An 18595-nucleotide genomic window follows, 5' to 3' on the forward strand; every position below is an offset into this window, starting at 1 on the left:
CTGTAACAGAACGGGGTTAGCGTCCGGACAAATTCGGTGAAAGGACCACGGTCGTGACGTCAGCACTCCGGGCGGCGATCGACCGCGCGCAGGACGCGGAACCCGCCGGGGCTCACGTGCGCTCACCCCTGCACGCGCTCGGGCGCAGACAACTGTCCCAACTCGATCTGATCGGACAGTCGCTGTCGACGATCGCCCCCGCCACCGGCATGGTGTTCATCGCCCTGTGGATGACCGTGAGCGCTCCGGGACTCGGCGGTGTACTCACCATCGCCGCGACGACCGGCGTCGTCGTACTGGTCGCATGGTGCATCACACAGTTCACTCGACGCCTGGCCGCGGCGGGTTCGCTCTACAGCTTCGTCTTCCAGGGACTCGGCACGCGCGCGGCCCTCGTGACGGGTACGGCGCTCATCGTCGGATATCTCGGTATCTCGATCTCCGTGCTCGCCCAGGGAGCACGCACGGTACTGGACATCGGCGAGCTTGCCGGACTGCATCTTCCGGGGACGGGACCGTGGCTGGTGACGACGGCAGTGCTCGGCGGAGCCGTCGCCCTGATCGCGATCCGCGGCGTGCGGTTCGCGACCCGCGCGATCCTGCTCGTCGAAACATGTTCGCTGGTACTGATCGTCGCGACGATGCTGGTCGCGCCGGCGGGCGGAACGACGACGAGCGAACTGCCGGTCTCACCGCTGAGCCTGCTGCCCTTCCTCGCACTGATGACCGTCCTGTCCATGGCGGGCTTCGAGAGCGCGGCGTTCTTCGGTCCCGAGGCCCGTCGGCCGCTCGTCACGGTGAGCCGGACGGTGCTGATCACCCCTCTCGTCGTCGGGGCGCTGTTCGTCTTCGCGGCCGTCGCATCGCTGACCGGCCGCGGATCGCTCATCATCGGAGCGTATTTCGACGGTGTCGACTCCGGCGCGTCGTGGGCGGTCGTGCTCGCCGTGAAGACGGGCATGGCGTGCTCGTGGTTCGCGTCGACACTCGGCTGCGCACAGGCAGGCTCGAGGCTCCTGTACTCGATGGGTGTCGAACGGGTGCTGCCGTCCGCTCTGGCCCGCGTACACGGCACCCTGCGCACCCCCTACCTCGCGGTGACGGCGTTCGTCGCGGTGAGTGTCGCCGGTGCCGTTCTGTACACCCTGGCGGCGGACGCGGATTCGTCCGTCTTCGACGGGGTCGTCGAGGTCGCGCTGGTCGCGGCGTACACGCTGGTCGCTGTGGCGTCACTGCGGTTCCTGCACCGCATCGGTGAGGACACCGCGTGGACGCGGGTCGCGGCGGTGTTCGTCGCGTTGCTCGGTGGCGGCCTGCTGGTGGGCACGGCCGTCGACGGGATCACGCACTCGCTGCTCGTCGTGCCGTGGGCGCTCGTCGCGCTCCTGGTGTCGGGACCGATCTGGCGCGCGGTGCTGCGCCTGCTACGCCCGCAGAGTCTCGCGACGATCGGAGCCTTCGACACCGTCGAGACCACGGATCTGCTGCCGGGGGCGGGGACACTGGTCCTCGACGAGCATGGGCGACCGCAGATCGTCACGGGGGGCACACAGGGGGAGCGAATGTGACCGCCCACGTGCCGATCCGGTCCGCCGAGACACCTTTCGGGGGACGACAACCCCACGCCGTGCAGAAGGCGCTGGGGATGCTCGAGGCCGTCGCGCAGCTTGGTCCCGGCACCACCGCCAAGGAGATCGCCGCGTTCGCCGGAGTGCCTCCGGCCACGGCCTACCGGATGCTGAACCTGCTCGTCGCGGACGGTTATCTCGTGCGTGTGCCCGACCTGTCGGGCTTCGCGCTCGGTCGTCGCACCGCCGAACTCGCCCAGGCGGCAGCGGAATCCACTCCGTCCGAGTCGCTCCACGACGTGATGGAGGACCTGCGGGGCTGTACGCGTTTCGGGTTGCACGTGGCGTCCTTCGCCGGGAGCCGACTCCGGTTCGTCGACCAGGATCCGGACCACGAGATCGTCGCCATCACGACTCTGTCGAAGTCGTTGCACGCCAATGCCATCGGCAAGCTGATGCTGGCCCACGTGCCGGGAGTGGGTCCGGACGCCGAGCTGCGCCGGCTCACCGAGTTCACGATGTGCGAGCGCGAGTCGCTGGCGCGGGAGCTGCGCGAGATCGTCTCGTTCGGTTACGCGAAGGAGTGCCAGGAGACACGGCTGGGCAGGGCGGCGCTGGCCGTCCCGATCCGCGACTCGTCGTCGTTCGTCGTCGGCGGCCTGTACCTGCACGGGTCGGCCGCGAAGGTGCAACCCGATCCCGATCTGGTGAGATTCCTCGTCGACGGGTCCGCGAGGCTCACAGGCCTGCTCTGAGCCGGATCAATGCGTCCACCACGGGCGCGCCGAACATCGGTGGATCGTTGTGTTCGAGACCGGCGAGCTCGACCCGCTCGTGCAGCTGCCGGGCTGCATCGGCGACGACCGTGCTCTGGGCGGGCGGGACGATGCTGTCGGCGGTGCCGTAGACGACCGTGATCGGCACGTCGATGCGGCCGACGAGTTCGGCGACGGGGAACTCGTCCTTCAACAGTGCGGTGGGGACGAACGGATAGTGGTGCCGGGCCACGGCGGCCAGATCGGTGAACGGCGAGCGCAGCAACATTCCGGCGGGCGGTTCGTCGACGGCGAGCGCGGTGACCACGGCGCAGCCGAGGCTCTCCCCGAAGTACAGCACCCGGGTGGGGTCGACGTCGTCGCGCGAACGGAGATGCTCGAGGGCCGCGCGGGCGTCGGCGGCGAGACCCTCCTCGGAGGGGGAGCCGGGATTACCGCCGTACCCGCGGTAGTCGAGAAGCAGCGTCGAGAAACCCGCCGCGGCGAGGTCGGCGGCGGTGTCGACGCGGCCGAGGCGGTTGCCGCCGTTACCGGGAGCGAGGAGAACCGTGAAACCGGCTCCGGGACCGTCGGGAGCGCGACCGGGCACGAACCAGGCGTCGAGCTCCAGACCGTCCGCGGTGGTGAGGACGACGTCCTCCGCGCCGGGCAGGACGGTCGCGGCGGACGGGGGAGTGGAGCTGTCGGGCAGGTAGATCAGGCGTCGCTGCAGCGACCGGCCGGCGACGCCGGCGAGCGCGCCGGCGAGCACCACGGCGAGAACGATCCGCATGGGTCCGGTCTAACGCACGTGCGCGTTTCCGGCAGCCGGAACTGCCGGAAACGCGCACGGAAGAGGCGTGGTTACCGAAGGCGTGATTACCGCGGTGCCATGCGCAGCGCGCCGTCCATGCGGATGGTCTCGCCGTTGAGGTAGTCGTGCTCGACGATCATCTGCGCGAGCTGCGCGTACTCGGCGGGCTGAGCCAGGCGCGACGGGAACGGCACACCGGCCTCGAGGCCCTTGCGGTACTCCTCGGTGACACCGGCGAGCATCGGGGTGTCGACGATGCCGGGGGCGATGGTGTTGACACGGATGCCGAACTGCGCGAGGTCGCGTGCGGCGGGGACGGTCATACCGTGCACGCCACCCTTCGACGCGGAGTACGCGATCTGGCCGATCTGGCCCTCGAACGCGGCCACCGAGGCGGTGTTGATGATGACGCCGCGCTGACCCGACTCGTCGACCGTCTCGGTCTTGGAGATCGCGTCGGCCGCGAGGCGCATGACGTTGAACGTGCCGAGCAGGTTGACGGTGATGACCGTACGGAACAGCTCGAGGTCGTGCGGGCCGTTCTTCGACAGGATGCGACCGGCCCAGCCGACACCGGCGCAGTTGACGACGACGCGCAGCGGAACACCCGACTCGACGATGCGGTCGACGGCGGCCTGCACCTCGTCGCCGCTGGTCACGTCGGTGGCGAGGAGCGTGACACCCGCAGGTGCGGCATCGCCGACGCGGTCGATGGACTGCTGCAGGTCGAGGCCGAAGACGGTGGCTCCGGCGTCGGCGAGGCGGCGTGCGGTTGCGGCGCCGAGACCGGATGCGGCACCGGTCACCAGTGCGGCGGATCCCTGAATCTCCACTGTTCGTATCTCCTGTCCCGAGCCGAGGGCTGCGTGGACCCGACGGGTTCGGGCTCGTTGGCACCGAGTCCGACTCCGTCAGGTCCTCTCACAGAGCCCTACGGCGTGTGAGTGTCGTTCGTCACGAACCCTAACCGGTCACGCCCGCGGCTTCCGCAGGGGTCGTGGCCCGGCGGCGAAGTGCGACGACTCCCATCGCCGCGGCGACGAGACATGCGACGGCACCGAGCAGCAGTCCGGCCCGGCCACCCCACTGCTCGCAGACCCAGCCGGCGATGGGGCCGCCGATGGCCGTGGAGCCGAGGAAGGCGACCGACCACAACGCCATCACCCGTCCGCGCATCATCGGCGCGGCGGCGAGCTGCAGCGAACTGTTGGTGGTAGACGTGAACGTCACGCTCAGCGCGCCCACGATCACCATGAGCACGATGAGCGTGGTCAGGTTCGGGGCCGCAGCGGCGACCGCCATGGCGATACCGAACGCGAGGGAGGTGAGGATCAGCGGCCGGGTCCCGGTGCGGCCCCAGGTGGCGACGGCGAGCCCGCCCACCACCGATCCGGCGCCCATCGCGGCAGTGAGGAAACCGTAGGCCCCGGCACCGGCGGCGAAGGTGTGGTCGGCCAGGACCGGCAGGACCACCTGGAACTCGAAGGCCAGACATCCGACGAGCGCCATCATCAGCAGCGGGACGGCCAGATCGGACGTGCTGCGGACGTAGGCGAAGCCCTCGCGCAGCTGCCCCTTGGCGCGGGCGGCGGCGGGGGAGCGCTGGAGCCGGGAGACGTCGAGTCGCAGCAGGGAGGTGACGACGGCGACGAAGCTCGCGGCGTTGAGCAGGAAGCACACGCCGAGTCCGCCCGCGGCGATGACCAGGCCTGCGACGGCCGGACCGATCATGCGGGAGCACGAGGCGAGGACCGACTGCAGGCTCACGGCGTTGCGCAGATCCTCCGGACCGACGAGTTCGAGCATGAACGACTGTCGCGCGGGATTCTCGAAACACTGGTTGAGGCCGAGCGCGACCGCCAGGACGTAGACGTGCCACAGGGCCACGGTGTCGGTGACGACGAGCAGCCCCAGGATCAGGGCCTGCACACCCATGAGGGTCTGCAAACCGATCATGAGCCGGCGCTTGTCGGAGCGGTCGGCGACCACGCCGCCGTAGGGGCCGAGCAGCAGCATCGGCACGGTCTGCAGCGCAAGAACGATGCCGATGGCGGTCGCGGAGCCGGTGAGCTGCAGGACGAGCCACGACTGTGCGACGGTCTGCATCCACGTGCCGATGAGCGAGACGGCCTGGCCGCTGATGTAGAGGCGGAAGTTGGGGCCGCGCAGGGCCGCGAAGGTCTGTCCTCTGATGTCGGCGAGCACTGTCACGGGCGACCCCCCTCGACGGAGGGGCGCGGTGAATCGGCGACGCGCTGCGAGAGTGCCTCGAGGGCGGGCAGCGCGTCGTGCAGAGCTTCGAGGTGCCGGTCGCTCAGTTCGGTGAGGTGACGGGCGAACAGGGCGGTGCGACGATCGCGCAGTTCCGCCGACAGAGCGGCACCGGCATCAGTGATGTGGACGCGGACGACGCGCTTGTCGTCGGCGTCGGGGGACCGGGTGAGCAACCCGGCGTCTTCGAGTTTGCCCACCATGCGCGAACACATGGTGGGGTTGAGCCCTTCGATCTCCGCGAGTTCGCGGACTCCGATCGTCTCGTGGCGGGCGACGGTCGTGAGGAGGGTCGACTGCGAACGCGTCAGCCCTTCCTCCGAGGCGAACATGCCCATGCGGCGGGAGATCCGTCCGATCGCGATACGCAGACGATGGACGTCTTCCGCGTCGAACGGAGGAGTTTCGGATCGAGGGGTGCTGTCCGTGAGTTCAGACATGGAACCACCTCCGAATTTATTTGCCTATCGGCAAGCATACTCTTGTCCGGAGCGGAAAGACACTGTTCGGAACGGTGATCAGGGACGCATGAGCGCCGGGGACTCGTCCTCCGTGACACGGCGGGCGCGTCGGCGGACGACCACCATCGCGGCGACGGACAGCAGCAGGGCCACCGCGCCGGCGATCGGTCCCACGACGCCGATCTCCGGGAACAGACCGTCGCCGAGCATCCACGCACCGAAGCCGAAGAACAACGCCGAAGCGCCGTAGCGGATGGCGTTGTCGGGAAGGTGCCGGCCGAGCACGGCACCGATGACGATGGCCAGCGCATCGGCGGCGACCATGCCGACGGTGGACCCGATCCACACCCCGGCCCAGTTGTTGTCGGTCGCGAGCGTGATGGTCGCGAGCATCGTCTTGTCGCCGAGTTCGGCCAGGAAGAACGCCGAGCTCACGGCGAGGAAGGCGGAGCGCGCGACGCGTCCGGCCTTGGACTGCTCGTCGTCGTCGAGGGAGTCGCCGCGCAATGTCCACGCGCCGAAGATCAGGAAGGCGATGCCGCCGACGATGGAGATGGCGGTCGCGGGGATCGCGACACCCAGATAGTGCCCGACGGCCACCGACACGAGGTGGACGGCGGTGGTCGCGAACAGGATCCCCGACAGGACGACCCACCAGCGATGACGTAGGGCGAAGGTCATCGCCATGAGCTGGGACTTGTCGCCGAGTTCGGCGACGAAGATGACCGCGAAGGACAGGACGAGCGCGGACCACATATGCGTTTCCTCCTTTCGTATGGAGGAAACGGGGCTTCCTCCGGACGCCGGACGCACGATGCGACCAGCGGCCGAAGGTCTCGCCCACCGGAGGAAGATCCGGTCCGCGGGGCCGGGCGGTGCCGTTGTCGGGCGCCGCCAGTATGTCGACCCTGCGATTGGGGGCTACTCCCCTTCGCCGACGACAACGTTAGCTCGGCGAACCGATTTCTGTAAAGGCAATGCTAACTTTCGGAGAACCGAACTCTCGCTTTCAGGGCGCCCTCACGAAGCGAGCAGCATGGCCAGAATCGCGGTGTCGGGATCGTTGCCCGGATCCACTCCCACCTTGCTGACCAGCGCCGTCACCGTGCCGTCCGGTTCTGCCTCGACCCACGCCGCGCGATGCTCGAGCCCGAGATGAGGGATCCCGGGGAGCAGCACGCAGCCCGACGCGACGCCCGCATTCTCCGGGAGTGACGGCGTCGTCTCCGACGGCGGATGCAGCATGATCAGCGCCGGTGGCTGATGCTCGGCGAACCGTCCGGGCTGCACGGCACGCTCGCCGAGCACCGGACCCTCGGCGACCACGAGGCCCACGGTTCCGGGCTCGGGGTCGTCGGGCAGTTCTTCCTTGACTCCGAACACCGTCGAGGTGGGCAGCAGTCCCGGCAGTGACGCGATCCGCACCGTCATCGCCAGCACCTGGGCCCATTCGCGGGTGGTCGCGGGCCATCTGCCCGAGACGACGAAACCTCGAAGCGACCCGTCGGACTGGAATGCGGACAGCTCGATGCGGCTGTATTCCTCGGCGTTCATCCCACTCCTCCCTCTCGGTCGGTAAGGGGAGAATGCCCGTTTTCTCCGTTGGCACACAAGAGGTGTCGAGTGCCAGCACTTCCGCTACACCTATTGCTATCCGCTACGGCAATTGCAGTAGCGGATGGCAATTCTTGTAGCGAGTGGGCAGAACCGGCCCCGGAGACGACGAAGGGCGCCGGTGTCCCGGCGCCCTCGCTGTCGGTCTCGCGACCTGTATGACCGATCCGTACTAGACGATCAGGCCCGAGGTGGCGGTGCGAGCGCGCTCGAAGCGAGCCTGTACGTCCGCCCAGTTGACGATGTTCCAGAAGGCCTTGACGTAGTCGGCCTTGACGTTCTGGTACTGCAGGTAGAAGGCGTGCTCCCACATGTCGAGCATGAGCAGCGGGGTCAGGCCGATCGGGATGTTGCCCTGCTGGTCGTACAGCTGGACGATGATCAGACGCTGTCCGATCGAATCCCACGCGAGGATCGACCAGCCGGAGCCCTGGATGGAGTTCGCGTTCGCGGAGAAGTGATCGCGGAACTTGTCGAACGAACCGAAGGCGTCGTCGATCGCAGCAGCGAGCTCACCCTCGGGCTTGTCGCCACCCTCGGGGGAGAGGTTGTTCCAGAAGACGGAGTGGTTGGTGTGACCACCCAGGTGGAAGGCGAGGTCCTTCTCGAGCTTGGTCGCCTGGGCCGCCATGGTGCCGTTCTCGCGGGCCTCGGCCAGCTTCTCGAGAGCGGTGTTCGCACCGGCGACGTAGGTGGCGTGGTGCTTCGAGTGGTGCAGCTCCATGATCTTCGCCGAGATGTGCGGCTCGAGCGCTGCGTAGTCGTAGGGCAAGTCCGGAAGTGTGTATTCAGCCACGAAGGGTCCCTTCTTCACCGGGCCGTTCGGCCCGTGCAGTTATTCCGTACCTTTTCGGGTTTCCACCCAAGTCCATAACTACACCGTCCGCAACATTCCCCGTAATGCGGACACGATCGGGCCCCGACTGTGGCGGAGAGCACCCGCAACCGTCCGCGCTTCCGGAAAACTGCTCTCACCAGCGGAAACGTTCGGATAACGGGACCATCGGCAACAGCTGCGTGAACGGGACCTTAACATTGGCGCGTGTTTCGGCCCTTCCTGAACGAACCGACACGCGGGGCCGATGCACCGCGTGTGGATCTGCCGGGCGTCGATGTCGTCCGGCTCGTCGCGGTCGCGGCCGTGCTCTACTCCCACATCGCCTTCTACCTGATCGACGACCTCGGGACGGGCTGGTGGGGCATCGACCTCACCTACGAGGTGCTCGTCAAGGGCGCCGGCCTCAACCAGCACCTGTCGTCCGTCGGCGTGACGGCCTTCATGATGCTCACGGGCATGCTCGTCACCCGGTCCGCGATCCGGCAGGACCGTCGGAAGTTCCTGATCGCCCGGGCCGCGCGGCTCCTGCCGGCCTTCTGGGTGGCGATCCTGGCCGCGGTCGTGCTCGTGTGGCTGGGCATCAACGGCACCTTCAGCGGCCACACCACCGTGTCGGTCTCCGACGCGTTCCTGTCCTTCTTCCTCGGCGCGTTCTTCCTGAAACCGCAGGTGATCGTGCTCGGCGTGGTGTGGACGCTCGCCGCGCAGATCTCGTTCTACCTGTGGTGTGTGGCAGGACGGTCGCTGCTGCGGACGGCGCCGGTGGCGGTGCCGATGCTCGGCGCCGTGCTGTGCATGCTGGTGCTCCTCTACAACCTGTACATCCCAGAGCCGTACACGGTGCCGTTCCTGTCGAAGATCGCGTCGACGCTGCCCACCCTGTTCCTCGGGCAGATCGTGTACTTCGGCTGGGCCGGCCTGATCTCGCTGCGCGCCCTGCTGGCGGCGATGTTCGCGCAGATCGCGGTGATCGTGATGGCCACGGACATCAACGTCTACTGGTCGGGCACCCGCTACCTGTGGACGGTGTCGGTGGTCTTCGCGGCGGTCGTGCTGGTCGCCCGGTACGACGGGCGGTTCGCGCGCTCGGCCGTCGTCTCCTGGGTCGCGACCCGCAGCTACTGCATCTACCTGACCCACACCCTCGTGATGTACCGGATCTACGAGAACACCGTGGGCCTCGTCGGCACGACCGCGGCGATCGTGCTGCTGCTGATCGGCTGCGGTCTCGTCGCCGAGGCGCTGTACCGCAGCGTCGAGGTTCCGGCCGCGCACTGGATCAAGAGCCGCTGGCTGACGCCGAAGCAGGCCGCCTCCGACGAACGGACTGCCGCTCCGACTCGCGCGTAGCATCGGGTCATGTCCTGGTTCGACGAGATCCTCGCCCGTGCAGGTTCGAAGTCGCAGATGGTGACGCGCGAGGACGCGCTCCCCGGCCGTGCCGAACCGCTGCCCGTCCCCGAGACCCATTACGTCAACGGCAACCGCATCGTTCCCCCCTTCCCCGAGGGCCTGCAGGCCGCAGTGGTCGGCATGGGTTGCTTCTGGGGCGCCGAGAAGGAGTTCTGGCAGCTCGACGGCGTCTACTCGACTGCGGTCGGCTATTCCGGCGGTTACACGCCCAACCCCACCTACGAGGAGGTGTGCTCCGGCCGGACCGGGCACACCGAGGTGGTGCTCGTCGTCTTCGACCCGAAGGTGATCGGCTACGAGCACATCCTGCAGCAGTTCTGGGAGAACCACGATCCCACCCAGGGCATGAGACAGGGCAACGACCACGGCACCCAGTACCGCTCGGCGCTCTACACCCACGACGAGACGCAGATCGAGGTCGCCGAAGCCACGGCCGAAGCGTTCGGCAAGCGTCTGAACGACGCCGGATACGGGCAGATCACCACGGAGATCGCACCGCTGACGCAGTTCTACTACGCCGAGGACTACCACCAGCAGTACCTCGCGAAGAACCCCAACGGCTACTGCCCCGTTCACGCGACCGGTGTGAGCTGCCCGGTGGGCCTCGGCGCCTGACGGCGCTCGTCGGCCTCAGGTGCGACGGTGGCGCGCACCACATCTCCACTCGCAGTGCGAGTGTGAGATGCGTTGGCGTTCCTTGAACTTCCCCGAAAGCGGACGCATCCTGGAAAAAGGGATCATTCCAGAGGGGGAAAGGGACGGCTTGCCGACATGACGACCAGAGCGGGGTATCTGCGGCGCACACGGCGAAGTCTGCGCAGGCGGGATCCGCTCGTGCGTCGCACCGACAGGCTCGAGGCGCGCTGCTTCACCCTCATGATCGCCGTGATGGCGCTCCTCGTCCCCGTCGCCGTATGGGTCTCCGCCACCATGTGGAGCTCCCAGCTCGAACTCTCCGAGAAGCAGAACGCCGAACGTGTCAGTGTCACCGCCGTCCTCGACGCCGACGCCCTGAGCGACTCCTCCGGATGGGGCGAGACCGTGAAGATCGCCTCGGCACCCGCGACCTGGGGCTGGGGAGACGAGACGCGTCACGCCCTCGTCCAGGTCGACAGTCTCGCGACCGCGGGCAGCGAGGTCCCGGTCTGGGTCGACGCGACCACCGGCGAATACACGCAGGCCCCGCTGACCACCTCCGCCGCGAAGTTCACCGCCGTGCTGTCCGGAGTGTCGCTGTGGACGTTCTCCGCCGCCGCCGCGGCCGGGCTGTTCGCCCTCGCGCACTGGCGTCTCGAGGTACGGCGCAGCCGCGAGTGGAGCCGGGACATCGAAGCGTTCCTCGGCTCCACCAGCAGCCACTGATCCGCTGGGCGCGCGTCAGAGATCCGCGACCGCGGGCATGACCTCGTTCGCGACCAGTTCGAGGTGCTCGAGATCGGCGAGATCGAGAACCTGCAGGTAGATGCGCTGCGTCCCGGCCTCCGCGAAAGTGCGGATCTTCTCGATCAACTCCTGCGGCGTGCCCGCGAGTCCGTTCTCCCGCAGCTCGTCGACCTCGCGGCCGATCCGTGCCGCGCGATGCGCGATCTCGTCCTCGTCCCGGCCGCAGCACAGCACGAGTGCGTTCGAGTAGGTCAGTTCCTCGGGGTCACGTCCGGCATCCCGGCAGGCCGAGCGCACGCGCTCGAACAGGACCTTCGTCTCGTCCAGCGACTTGAACGGCACGTTGAACTCGTCGGCGTAGCGCGCCGCCAGTGCCGGCGTGCGCTTCTTGCCCGCGCCGCCCATGACGATCGGCGGGTGGGGACGCTGGTACGGCTTCGGCAGCGCGGGGGAGTTCTCGATCCGCACGTGCTCGCCCTCGTACGAGAACGTCTCGCCCTCGGGGGTGTCCCACAGGCCGGTGATGACTGCGAGGGACTCCTCGAAGCGATCGAACCGCTCCTTCAATGTAGGGAAGGGGATGCCGTAGGCGAGGTGCTCTTCCTCGAACCAGCCGGCTCCGAAGCCGAAGTCGACGCGTCCGCCGCTCATGGCGTCGACCTGTGCGACGGAGACCGCGAGCGGGCCGGGGTAGCGGAAGGTCGCCGAGGTGACGAGCGTGCCGAGGCGGATCGTCGAGGTGTCGCGGGCGAGACCGGCCAGCGTGATCCATGCGTCCGTCGGACCGGGCAGGCCCTCGACGTTCATGGCCAGATAGTGGTCGGAGCGGAAGAACGCGCCGTAGCCGAGTCGTTCCGCGGTCTGTGCGACGGCGAGGAGGTCGTCGTAGGTGGCGCCCTGCTGGGGTTCGGTGAAGATGCGTAATTCCATACCCCGATCATTTCAGCGACGGAACCGGCGCGGGGTATCGACGGGTGCTTGTCGACTGTGAGATGTCTCGAGTGTGATTCCCCATGCGTGGATAGGCCTGTTGATGAACCTGTGGAAACTGTGGATAACTCCAGCGGATGGGGTTGATGGGGAGTGTTGTGGAAGACCCACCGGCCCCACCTGCGGAACAGGATCGGTACGACCACACCCACATCCGTTCACGCCGCGTGCCACTATTGAGACGTGAGTTTTTCCGACGTGCCCACCGTGTCGGTCGACCTGGTACCCGAACTCGGCGACGAGGTCGTCCTCCTCGACGTCCGCGAGGACGACGAATGGGAACTCGGACACGCCCCCGGCGCGCTGCACATTCCGCTCGCCGACGTGCCCGCCCGCATCGAGGAACTCGACCCCGACGCCGAGATCTACGTGATCTGCAGGCAGGGCGGCCGCTCCCTCGGAGCGGTCGAGTACCTGGCCCGCATCGGGTACGACACCTTCCAGGTCGCGGGCGGCATGGTGGCGTGGCAGAAGCACGGACTCCCGCTCGTCTCCGAGCGCGACGAACCGGCAAAGATCTATTGATGTCGGCCTATCAGATCTGTGTGCGCTGTGAGAATCGCTGGCCCGTGACATATCAGCCGCGGCAGTGGTGCCCGGCCTGCCGCGGTGTGCTGCTCTCACCCGTCGCCCCCGACGGGTCGGTTCCTCCGTCGCGCCGTAACTTCCGCTGGGTCGCGCGACCCGCGGGTGGTGCTCCGACGACCGAACCGACGTCGCCTGCGCACGAGCGCCCGGCCGCCGAGACCCCGTCCTATCGCGAGATGCCCCTCTGGGGACTGCTCGATCCGCTCCCCGACGAGGACGTCGAACCCGACCGCACCGAGACCGCCGCCGACCTCGCGCCGACGCTGCTCGTCGGCACCGCCGTCGTCTTCGGCCTCGCGGCGCTCGCCGAAGCCGTCCGGTACGGAGTGTTGCTGTACAACCGGACCCGCCTCGTCGACCCGCTCGTGCTCGCGGTGTCGGATGCCGCGGTATGGGCGACCCAGGTGGTCGGCCCGGTCGTGGCGCTGGCCGCGGCGGTCGCATCCGGGCTGCGGCTGGTCGATCTGCGCCGGCACATCTACGCCGAGCGTGGTCTCGCCGAGTCACGGTCGCCGCTGTCCATCCTCGCGGGACTCGTCGTTCCGGGCCTCAACCTCGCGATGCCCGGTGTCTTCCTCACCGAGATCGCCGACCGCGACCCGCGGTTGCTCCGCGCGATCCGCACCTGGTGGGTGCTGTGGGTGGTCAACGGCGTGCTCGTCGTGGCGCTGCTCGCGTGGCGTCAGCGCGACACGCTGCAGGCCCGCGCCGACGGCGTCCTGCTCACCGCCGTCCTCGCGGCGCTCGGGGCGGTCGTCGCGCTGTCCACCCTGCACGTCCTGCGCCTGTTCGACGGCGCCGACCTGTGGGGGCGGCCGTTGCGCCGGCACCGCTTCACCCATGCGACCGGCCCGGCCTCGTCGCCGATCGCGCCCATCGTCCCCGCCGCCGTGCGCGAACAGCAGCAGGCCCGCGAGGAACCGGACGACGCTCCGGAGGAACCCGCCGGAGCCGCGGAACGAGCAGACGACGAGGAGCGCGCCGAGGCGGTGGCTCCGTGACCCGCAGCGCGCATCCCCGCGTCGTCGCGCATCGCGGTGCGTCCGCCGCGCTCCCGGAACACACGATCGGCGCCTACGAACTCGCGTTGAAGGAAGGCGCCGACGGCGTCGAGTGCGACGTGCGGCTCACCCGCGACGGTCACCTGGTGTGCGTGCACGACCGCACGATCGACCGCACCTCGAACGGCACCGGTGTCGTCAGCGAGATGACCCTCGACGAGCTCGCGCAGTACGACTACGGACGCCCCGGCGAGCCCGCCGATCTGCTCACCCTGCGGCAACTGCTCGAACTCGTCATGGACTTCACGAGCGTCCCGGTGAAGGTCTTCGTCGAGACCAAGCATCCCGTCCGCTACGGCGGTCTCGTGGAGAGCAAACTGCTCGCCGAACTGGCCCGCTTCGGTCTCGCGACCCCGGCGTCGGCCGATTTCTCCCGGGTGGTGGTGATGTCGTTCGCGGCCGGCGCCGTCTGGCGCATCCGCCGGGCCGCGCCGCTGCTGCCCACCGTGCTGCTGGGGGAGACCTCGCGCTACCTGCGCGGCAGCGCCGCCACCACCGTCGGCGCGACGGCCGTCGGCCCGTCGATCGCGACGCTGCGCGAGCACCGCGATCTCGTCGACCGGGCCGCGCTGTCGGGCCGGGCCACCTACTGCTGGACCGTCGACGACCCCGCCGACGTCGAGCTGTGCCGCGAGCTGGGTGTCGAGTGGGTCGCCACCAATCATCCCGGTCGCACCAAGCTGCAGCTCGACGCCTTCGATCGGTGAGCACCCCCGCCCGGTCTCGCGACCTCGACATCCCGGCACAGGCCGCCGTGTAGTTTGACGCCGTGGCCAAGAAGAGCAAGAGAAACAGCGGACCCAAGCCCGGCAACAATCGCGCCGCGAAGCTCGAGCAGCGTCGGCTCGAGCGGGAAGCAGCGGCCGCCGCGACGTCCCGGCCCTTCGAAGGACTCGCCTTCGAATGCGACCTCGTGGCACTGCGCGAGTTCGTGCCGTCGGCCCTCGCGGAGCTGCCCGCGGCCGCGGACGGCCGTCGTGTCGTGGGTGCGACCATCCTGCCCGGCGGGGTCGCGGCCCTGGTCCGCGAGGAGAACGGTGCGCCGGTCGCGTACGTCGGCCTGCAGCTCGCCGCCGGCTTCGGGCCGGACCCGGCGGGTGAACTGGCCGCGGCCCTGCACTGGGCGCACACGGCCGAGCCGGGCTCGTCGCTGCAGGTCGCGACCGTGGACGACGACACCCCGCCGCTGGCCGAGCTGATCGACCCGGCGGCCGTGCCGACGATCACCGTCCACAACGACTTCGATTGGTGGATCCCGGCCGGTGTCGAGCCGAGTGCCGAGATCGCGCACACCGTCAAGCACGCGAACGATGCCGTGCTCCCGTCGGCCCGTCTCGAAGGCGACGGTCTCCGCGGCGCGTGGTGGGTCGATCCGGGCGAGAAGGCGCACCTGCGCTGGGTGCGACCCGAGGACGAGGACGCGCTGATGGCTGCGTTGTCGCGCGTGCACGCGGCGGGCGGTCTGCATCTCGGTGAGGGTTCGCGGTTCGCCGGTTCGTTCCGCACCCACGGTCTGCTGGTGCCGGTCTTCGACCTCGACCGCGAGAAGCACCCCGACGAGTGGGTCGCCCCGACGATCGAGTTCGGGCAGCGTCTCGAGGAGGCTCTGGCCGTGGACGAGCCGCTCACCGCCGCCGAGCGCCGGTCGCGCGACGGCCTGCGCAGCCGCCAGGTCACCCTGCGCTGACCTTCCCACGACAGCACGAAGGCCACCTCCTGCGGGAGGTGGCCTTCGTCGTTCCGGGTGGGCTGTCCCCGGATGGAGGAACGATCAGATGGCGCCGCCGGCGGCGAGCGGGGCGTTACCGCGCGGCTCGCGCACCTTCGAGTTCAGTTCGCGGGCCACGAAGTCCTCGAGGTTGAAGAGGTTGGAACCGGCGCGGTCGGCCACGGTCAGCAGGGTCGTCATCGTCGCGACCTCCTCGACCTGCTCCTGCAGGAACCACTGCATGAACTGCTCGCCGAGGTAGTCGCCCTCGTCGCGCGCGGTGCGGGCGAGCTCGACGATCTGGTCGGTGACCTTCTTCTCCTGGGCGAGGGCCAGCACGATCGGCTCGCGGGCGTCCTCGAACATCGACTGCACCGCGTCGACGCCGGTGAGGTCGACGGCCATGTCGCGGTCCAGGAAGTACTGGACGATCATCATGGCGTGGTTGCGCTCCTCGACGGCCTGCGCGTAGAAGTGCTTCGCCAGCTGCGGGAGATCGGTGTTGTCGTAGAAGATCGCGATGGCGATGTACTGATGCGACGCCGTGAACTCGTGACGGATCTGGTCGTGCAGCAGCGTGTGGAACTTGGTCTTGGTCATTTCGCCCATCGTCGTCATGATCACGACGTTAGTGCAGGTCAACGCGCTTTTCATCCAAGCGTTGGCTACCCTTGGACAAAACAGCATCGGCTACCCTACGGAAAATTCGGACAGCCTTCCCCAAGATCGACAACGATTTCCCGCGTCCGTCAGGGGGCCGGAGCGAGCAGTTCCGGCGGGATCGGGTCGCCCTCCGAGATGGCCCCGAAGAACGGCACGGCGCGCTCACGATCCCACAGCAGGACGTTGCCGATGCCGTAGACGTCCTCGAATCCACCCACCGGAACCGTCGTGGTGATCGTCTCGCCGCGCATCGCCCACGCGAGTCGCGCGAGGTTCCACAGGTGGTCGCCGTCGTCGACCCGCAGCGATCCGGCCGCACCCGACATCAGCGACCACGCCCGGAAGGGGTTCAGGAAGGTGCCGGGGCTCGTGGCCTTGCTCAGCAGCGCCGACAGGAACAGGCGCTGGTTGTTCATCCGGTCCAGGTCGGCGAGCGGGGTGGCGCGCGTACGCACGAAGCCCAGGGCCTGCGCTCCGTTGAGCTCCTGGCATCCGGCTTCGAGCCTGAGCCCGGCGAGCGGGTCGTCGATCGGATAGGGCACGCAGATGTCGACTCCGCCTACAGCGTCGACGATCGATGCGAACCCGCCGAAGCCGATCTCGGCGTAGTGGTCGATGTGCACGCCCGTGGCGCCCTCGACCGTCTGCACGAGCAACTGCGGCCCGCCCAGCGCGAACGACGCGTTGAGCTTGTCCTGACCGAAGCCCGGGACACTCACGTAGGAGTCGCGGGGCAGGGAGACCATCGTCGTGGCGCCCCCACCGGGCGGGATGTGGACGAGCAGGACCGTGTCGGTGCGGTCGGCGCCGACCTCCCCGCCGGTCGCGAGTTCCTGCTCCTGCTCGGGGGTGAGTCCCACCCGGCTGTCGGAGCCGACGAGCAACCAGTTCGTGCCGCGGGTGTCGCCGACACGGCCGTCGTAATCGGCGAGCGCATCGACGCGCGCGAGCTTGCCGTCGAGGTAGACCATGCTCGCGCCCATCGCGACGACGAGCACGACCAGGACGATCGCGAGCCGCCGCAGGATGCGCCGGGCACCGAGCGGCCGTCGCGGTGCCGGTCGTGAGGGCGGGCCCGGTCGTGAAGGCGGTGCCGCGGGGCGTCGCGGGGGTGCGGGCGGTGGTGTGCTCCCGCGCGGCGGGCGACGGTTCGGGGCGGGCTCGGCGATCCGTTCGGGTCGCTGCGTCGGTGCCCAGTCGCGTCGTTGCTGCGGGGGCGGTTGCTGCCGGTCCTGCCGCGGAGCCTGCGCGGGCCGGTAGTTCGGGGCGGGTGCCTGCGACCACGCCTGCGGTGACTGCGGCCGTCCGTCGCGCCGGAGCACCTGGGTGCCCTCGGGGGACGGCGGAGGAGCACCCCTGCGCTGTGACGGGGGCGGTCCGGCGGGTCGTTGTGGCGGTACCCCGCGCTGCGGGTTCGGCTGTGCTGCCCGCCGGGGAGGTGGGCCCTGCGGGGGAGGTCCCTGCGGAGGCCGCGGCCGGTTCCGAGGGTCGCGAGGGTCGCCGTTCACCCGGACAACTCTACGTTCAGGGCAGCCAGGAGACGTGGCCCCTCAGTGCTTGGTAGCCCACGAAGGCGATGGTGTCGATGAGCGCGTGGGCGATCACGAGCGGCCACAACCGGCCGGTTCGCTGCCAGTACCGTCCGAAGACCAGACCCATGACGACGTTGCCGAACCCGCCGCCGACGCCCTGGTAGAGGTGGTAGCTGCCGCGCAGCAGAGCGGAGGCGAGCAACGACGAATTCTCCGACCAACCGAGCTGCCGCAGGCGGGTGAGGAGGTAGGCGACGACCAGGATCTCCTCCGCGCCGGAGTTGGCGATCGCCCACAGCACCTCGGTGGGCAGTCGCCACCAGTAGTCCTCGAGCAGACTCGGCGCGACCGTCAGGTTCAGGCCGGCCGCGCGCGCCACCAGGTACAACACCAGGCCGGGGAGCCCGATCAGGGCGGCCAGACCCACGCCGGGCAGCAGGTCCTGTCGCAGACCCGGTCGGGCGAGACCTGCGAGTCGCGGTCCGACGCCGCTGCGCCAAAGCAGGTACAGGCCGAGGGCGCCCCAGGCGAGCAGACGCACGATGCCGAGGAGTTGACGGGCGAGATCGATGAACCCCTGCGACGAGCGCGGCGTGTTCAGGGCGACGGTCTGATCCGACAGCGGTTCCGGCGCCAGTGCCGCTTCGGCCAGCGACAGGATCGACGAGATCCCGCTCAGGCCGAAGGTGACGAGCAGGACGATGGTGATCTCGATCCACAGCGCGCGGCGTTCGGCGGGGTCGAGGGGCGGCTCGGGGTTGCGGGATGAGGGCCGCAGCCAGTCGCGGAGGGTCGTCACCGGAGCGATTGTGCCGGACCGCGCGTGGTCAGGTCCGTCGCAGAGGAGAGGCGATCCGCCGGCTCGCAGTGATGTGTCCAATTTGACAGCAGTCCTTGTGACCCATCACACTTCAGAACGCCCGACCGATCGATCGC

General features: G+C 68.8%; 20 protein-coding genes. 9 read left to right on the forward strand and 11 right to left on the reverse strand.

What is annotated here, in order from left to right; all coding sequences use genetic code 11:
- Window positions 1-53 precede the first annotated feature (53 nt).
- Both U9J23_RS00615 and U9J23_RS00620 read left to right on the forward strand, forming a co-directional pair.
- The gene (locus U9J23_RS00615) at window positions 54-1568 is read left to right on the forward strand and encodes an APC family permease (protein WP_272266391.1); all 1515 of its coding nucleotides are present in this window, start codon (window positions 54-56) and stop codon (window positions 1566-1568) included.
- Window positions 1565-2323 carry an IclR family transcriptional regulator gene (locus U9J23_RS00620; protein WP_059382066.1) on the forward strand — a complete coding sequence of 253 codons (759 nt, stop codon included), beginning with the start codon at window positions 1565-1567 and terminating at the stop codon, window positions 2321-2323. The genes U9J23_RS00615 and U9J23_RS00620 overlap by 4 nt, the downstream gene beginning before the upstream one ends.
- Here the strand turns inward: U9J23_RS00620 and U9J23_RS00625 are convergent.
- The 7 genes from U9J23_RS00625 to U9J23_RS00655 form a co-directional block, all read right to left on the reverse strand.
- Complete coding sequence (locus tag U9J23_RS00625) at window positions 2307-3116, reverse strand: alpha/beta hydrolase (protein ID WP_145709225.1); 810 nt, start codon at window positions 3114-3116, stop codon at window positions 2307-2309. The two genes, U9J23_RS00620 and U9J23_RS00625, sit on opposite strands and share 17 nt — an antisense overlap.
- Before the next feature lie 86 nt (window positions 3117-3202).
- Entirely contained in the window at window positions 3203-3970 is a 768-nt protein-coding gene (locus tag U9J23_RS00630) for an SDR family NAD(P)-dependent oxidoreductase (protein ID WP_059382068.1), read from the reverse strand.
- Window positions 3971-4100: 130 nt separating this feature from the next.
- Window positions 4101-5348 carry an MFS transporter gene (locus tag U9J23_RS00635; RefSeq protein WP_186455441.1) on the reverse strand — a complete coding sequence of 416 codons (1248 nt, stop codon included), beginning with the start codon at window positions 5346-5348 and terminating at the stop codon, window positions 4101-4103.
- Entirely contained in the window at window positions 5345-5848 is a 504-nt protein-coding gene (locus U9J23_RS00640) for a MarR family winged helix-turn-helix transcriptional regulator (RefSeq protein WP_174479608.1), read from the reverse strand. The genes U9J23_RS00635 and U9J23_RS00640 overlap by 4 nt, the downstream gene beginning before the upstream one ends.
- A 78-nt stretch (window positions 5849-5926) precedes the next feature.
- The gene (locus U9J23_RS00645) at window positions 5927-6625 is read right to left on the reverse strand and encodes a TMEM165/GDT1 family protein (RefSeq protein ID WP_085468734.1); all 699 of its coding nucleotides are present in this window, start codon (window positions 6623-6625) and stop codon (window positions 5927-5929) included.
- A 264-nt stretch (window positions 6626-6889) separates the two neighbouring features.
- Window positions 6890-7423, reverse strand: a complete 534-nt coding sequence (locus U9J23_RS00650; protein WP_059382071.1) for a hypothetical protein — start codon at window positions 7421-7423, stop codon at window positions 6890-6892.
- Between the two features lie 232 nt (window positions 7424-7655).
- Entirely contained in the window at window positions 7656-8279 is a 624-nt protein-coding gene (locus U9J23_RS00655; protein ID WP_006553395.1) for a superoxide dismutase, read from the reverse strand.
- 297 nt (window positions 8280-8576) lie between these two features.
- Here U9J23_RS00655 and U9J23_RS00660 point away from each other — a divergent pair, with 297 nt between their 5' ends.
- From U9J23_RS00660 to U9J23_RS00670, 3 genes are all read left to right on the forward strand, one after another.
- On the forward strand, window positions 8577-9671 hold the full coding sequence (locus U9J23_RS00660) for an acyltransferase family protein (protein WP_059382072.1): 1095 nt from the start codon (window positions 8577-8579) through the stop codon (window positions 9669-9671).
- A gap of 9 nt (window positions 9672-9680) precedes the next feature.
- Window positions 9681-10349 (forward strand): peptide-methionine (S)-S-oxide reductase MsrA, encoded by a 669-nt coding sequence (msrA, locus tag U9J23_RS00665; protein WP_085468735.1) that lies wholly within the window; start codon window positions 9681-9683, stop codon window positions 10347-10349.
- Between the two features lie 156 nt (window positions 10350-10505).
- Window positions 10506-11096: an Rv1733c family protein gene (locus U9J23_RS00670; RefSeq protein WP_226950033.1), complete on the forward strand. Its 591-nt coding sequence runs from the start codon at window positions 10506-10508 to the stop codon at window positions 11094-11096.
- 15 nt (window positions 11097-11111) lie between these two features.
- Here the strand turns inward: U9J23_RS00670 and U9J23_RS00675 are convergent, their stop codons facing one another.
- On the reverse strand, window positions 11112-12047 hold the full coding sequence (locus tag U9J23_RS00675; protein WP_059382075.1) for an LLM class F420-dependent oxidoreductase: 936 nt from the start codon (window positions 12045-12047) through the stop codon (window positions 11112-11114).
- A 258-nt stretch (window positions 12048-12305) separates the two neighbouring features.
- Here U9J23_RS00675 and U9J23_RS00680 point away from each other — a divergent pair, with 258 nt between their 5' ends.
- The 4 genes from U9J23_RS00680 to U9J23_RS00695 all read left to right on the forward strand — a co-directional run bounded on the left by U9J23_RS00680 (window position 12306) and on the right by U9J23_RS00695 (window position 15443).
- A complete protein-coding gene (locus tag U9J23_RS00680) occupies window positions 12306-12632 on the forward strand; it encodes a rhodanese-like domain-containing protein (protein WP_059382076.1) in 327 nt (108 codons plus the stop codon).
- Complete coding sequence (locus tag U9J23_RS00685) at window positions 12632-13696, forward strand: DUF4328 domain-containing protein (RefSeq protein WP_059382077.1); 1065 nt, start codon at window positions 12632-12634, stop codon at window positions 13694-13696. Before U9J23_RS00680 ends, U9J23_RS00685 begins: the two co-directional genes overlap by 1 nt.
- Entirely contained in the window at window positions 13693-14463 is a 771-nt protein-coding gene (locus U9J23_RS00690) for a glycerophosphodiester phosphodiesterase (protein WP_059382078.1), read from the forward strand. Before U9J23_RS00685 ends, U9J23_RS00690 begins: the two co-directional genes overlap by 4 nt.
- 62 nt (window positions 14464-14525) lie before the next feature.
- Window positions 14526-15443, forward strand: a complete 918-nt coding sequence (locus tag U9J23_RS00695) for a DUF5926 family protein (RefSeq protein WP_059382079.1) — start codon at window positions 14526-14528, stop codon at window positions 15441-15443.
- An 84-nt stretch (window positions 15444-15527) separates the two neighbouring features.
- On the opposite strand, the gene U9J23_RS00700 is transcribed toward U9J23_RS00695, so the two are convergent.
- The 3 genes from U9J23_RS00700 to U9J23_RS00710 all read right to left on the reverse strand — a co-directional run bounded on the left by U9J23_RS00700 (window position 15528) and on the right by U9J23_RS00710 (window position 18458).
- Window positions 15528-16073 (reverse strand): ferritin, encoded by a 546-nt coding sequence (locus tag U9J23_RS00700; RefSeq protein WP_226950097.1) that lies wholly within the window; start codon window positions 16071-16073, stop codon window positions 15528-15530.
- Window positions 16074-16213: 140 nt separating this feature from the next.
- Entirely contained in the window at window positions 16214-17449 is a 1236-nt protein-coding gene (locus U9J23_RS00705; protein ID WP_229579936.1) for an LCP family protein, read from the reverse strand.
- 202 nt (window positions 17450-17651) lie between these two features.
- Window positions 17652-18458: a CPBP family intramembrane glutamic endopeptidase gene (locus U9J23_RS00710; RefSeq protein WP_230824143.1), complete on the reverse strand. Its 807-nt coding sequence runs from the start codon at window positions 18456-18458 to the stop codon at window positions 17652-17654.
- Between the last annotated feature and the right edge of the window lie 137 nt (window positions 18459-18595).

The sequence above is a fragment of the Rhodococcus sp. PD04 genome (genome assembly GCF_035918275.1).
GTDB lineage: Bacteria > Actinomycetota > Actinomycetes > Mycobacteriales > Mycobacteriaceae > Rhodococcus > Rhodococcus rhodochrous.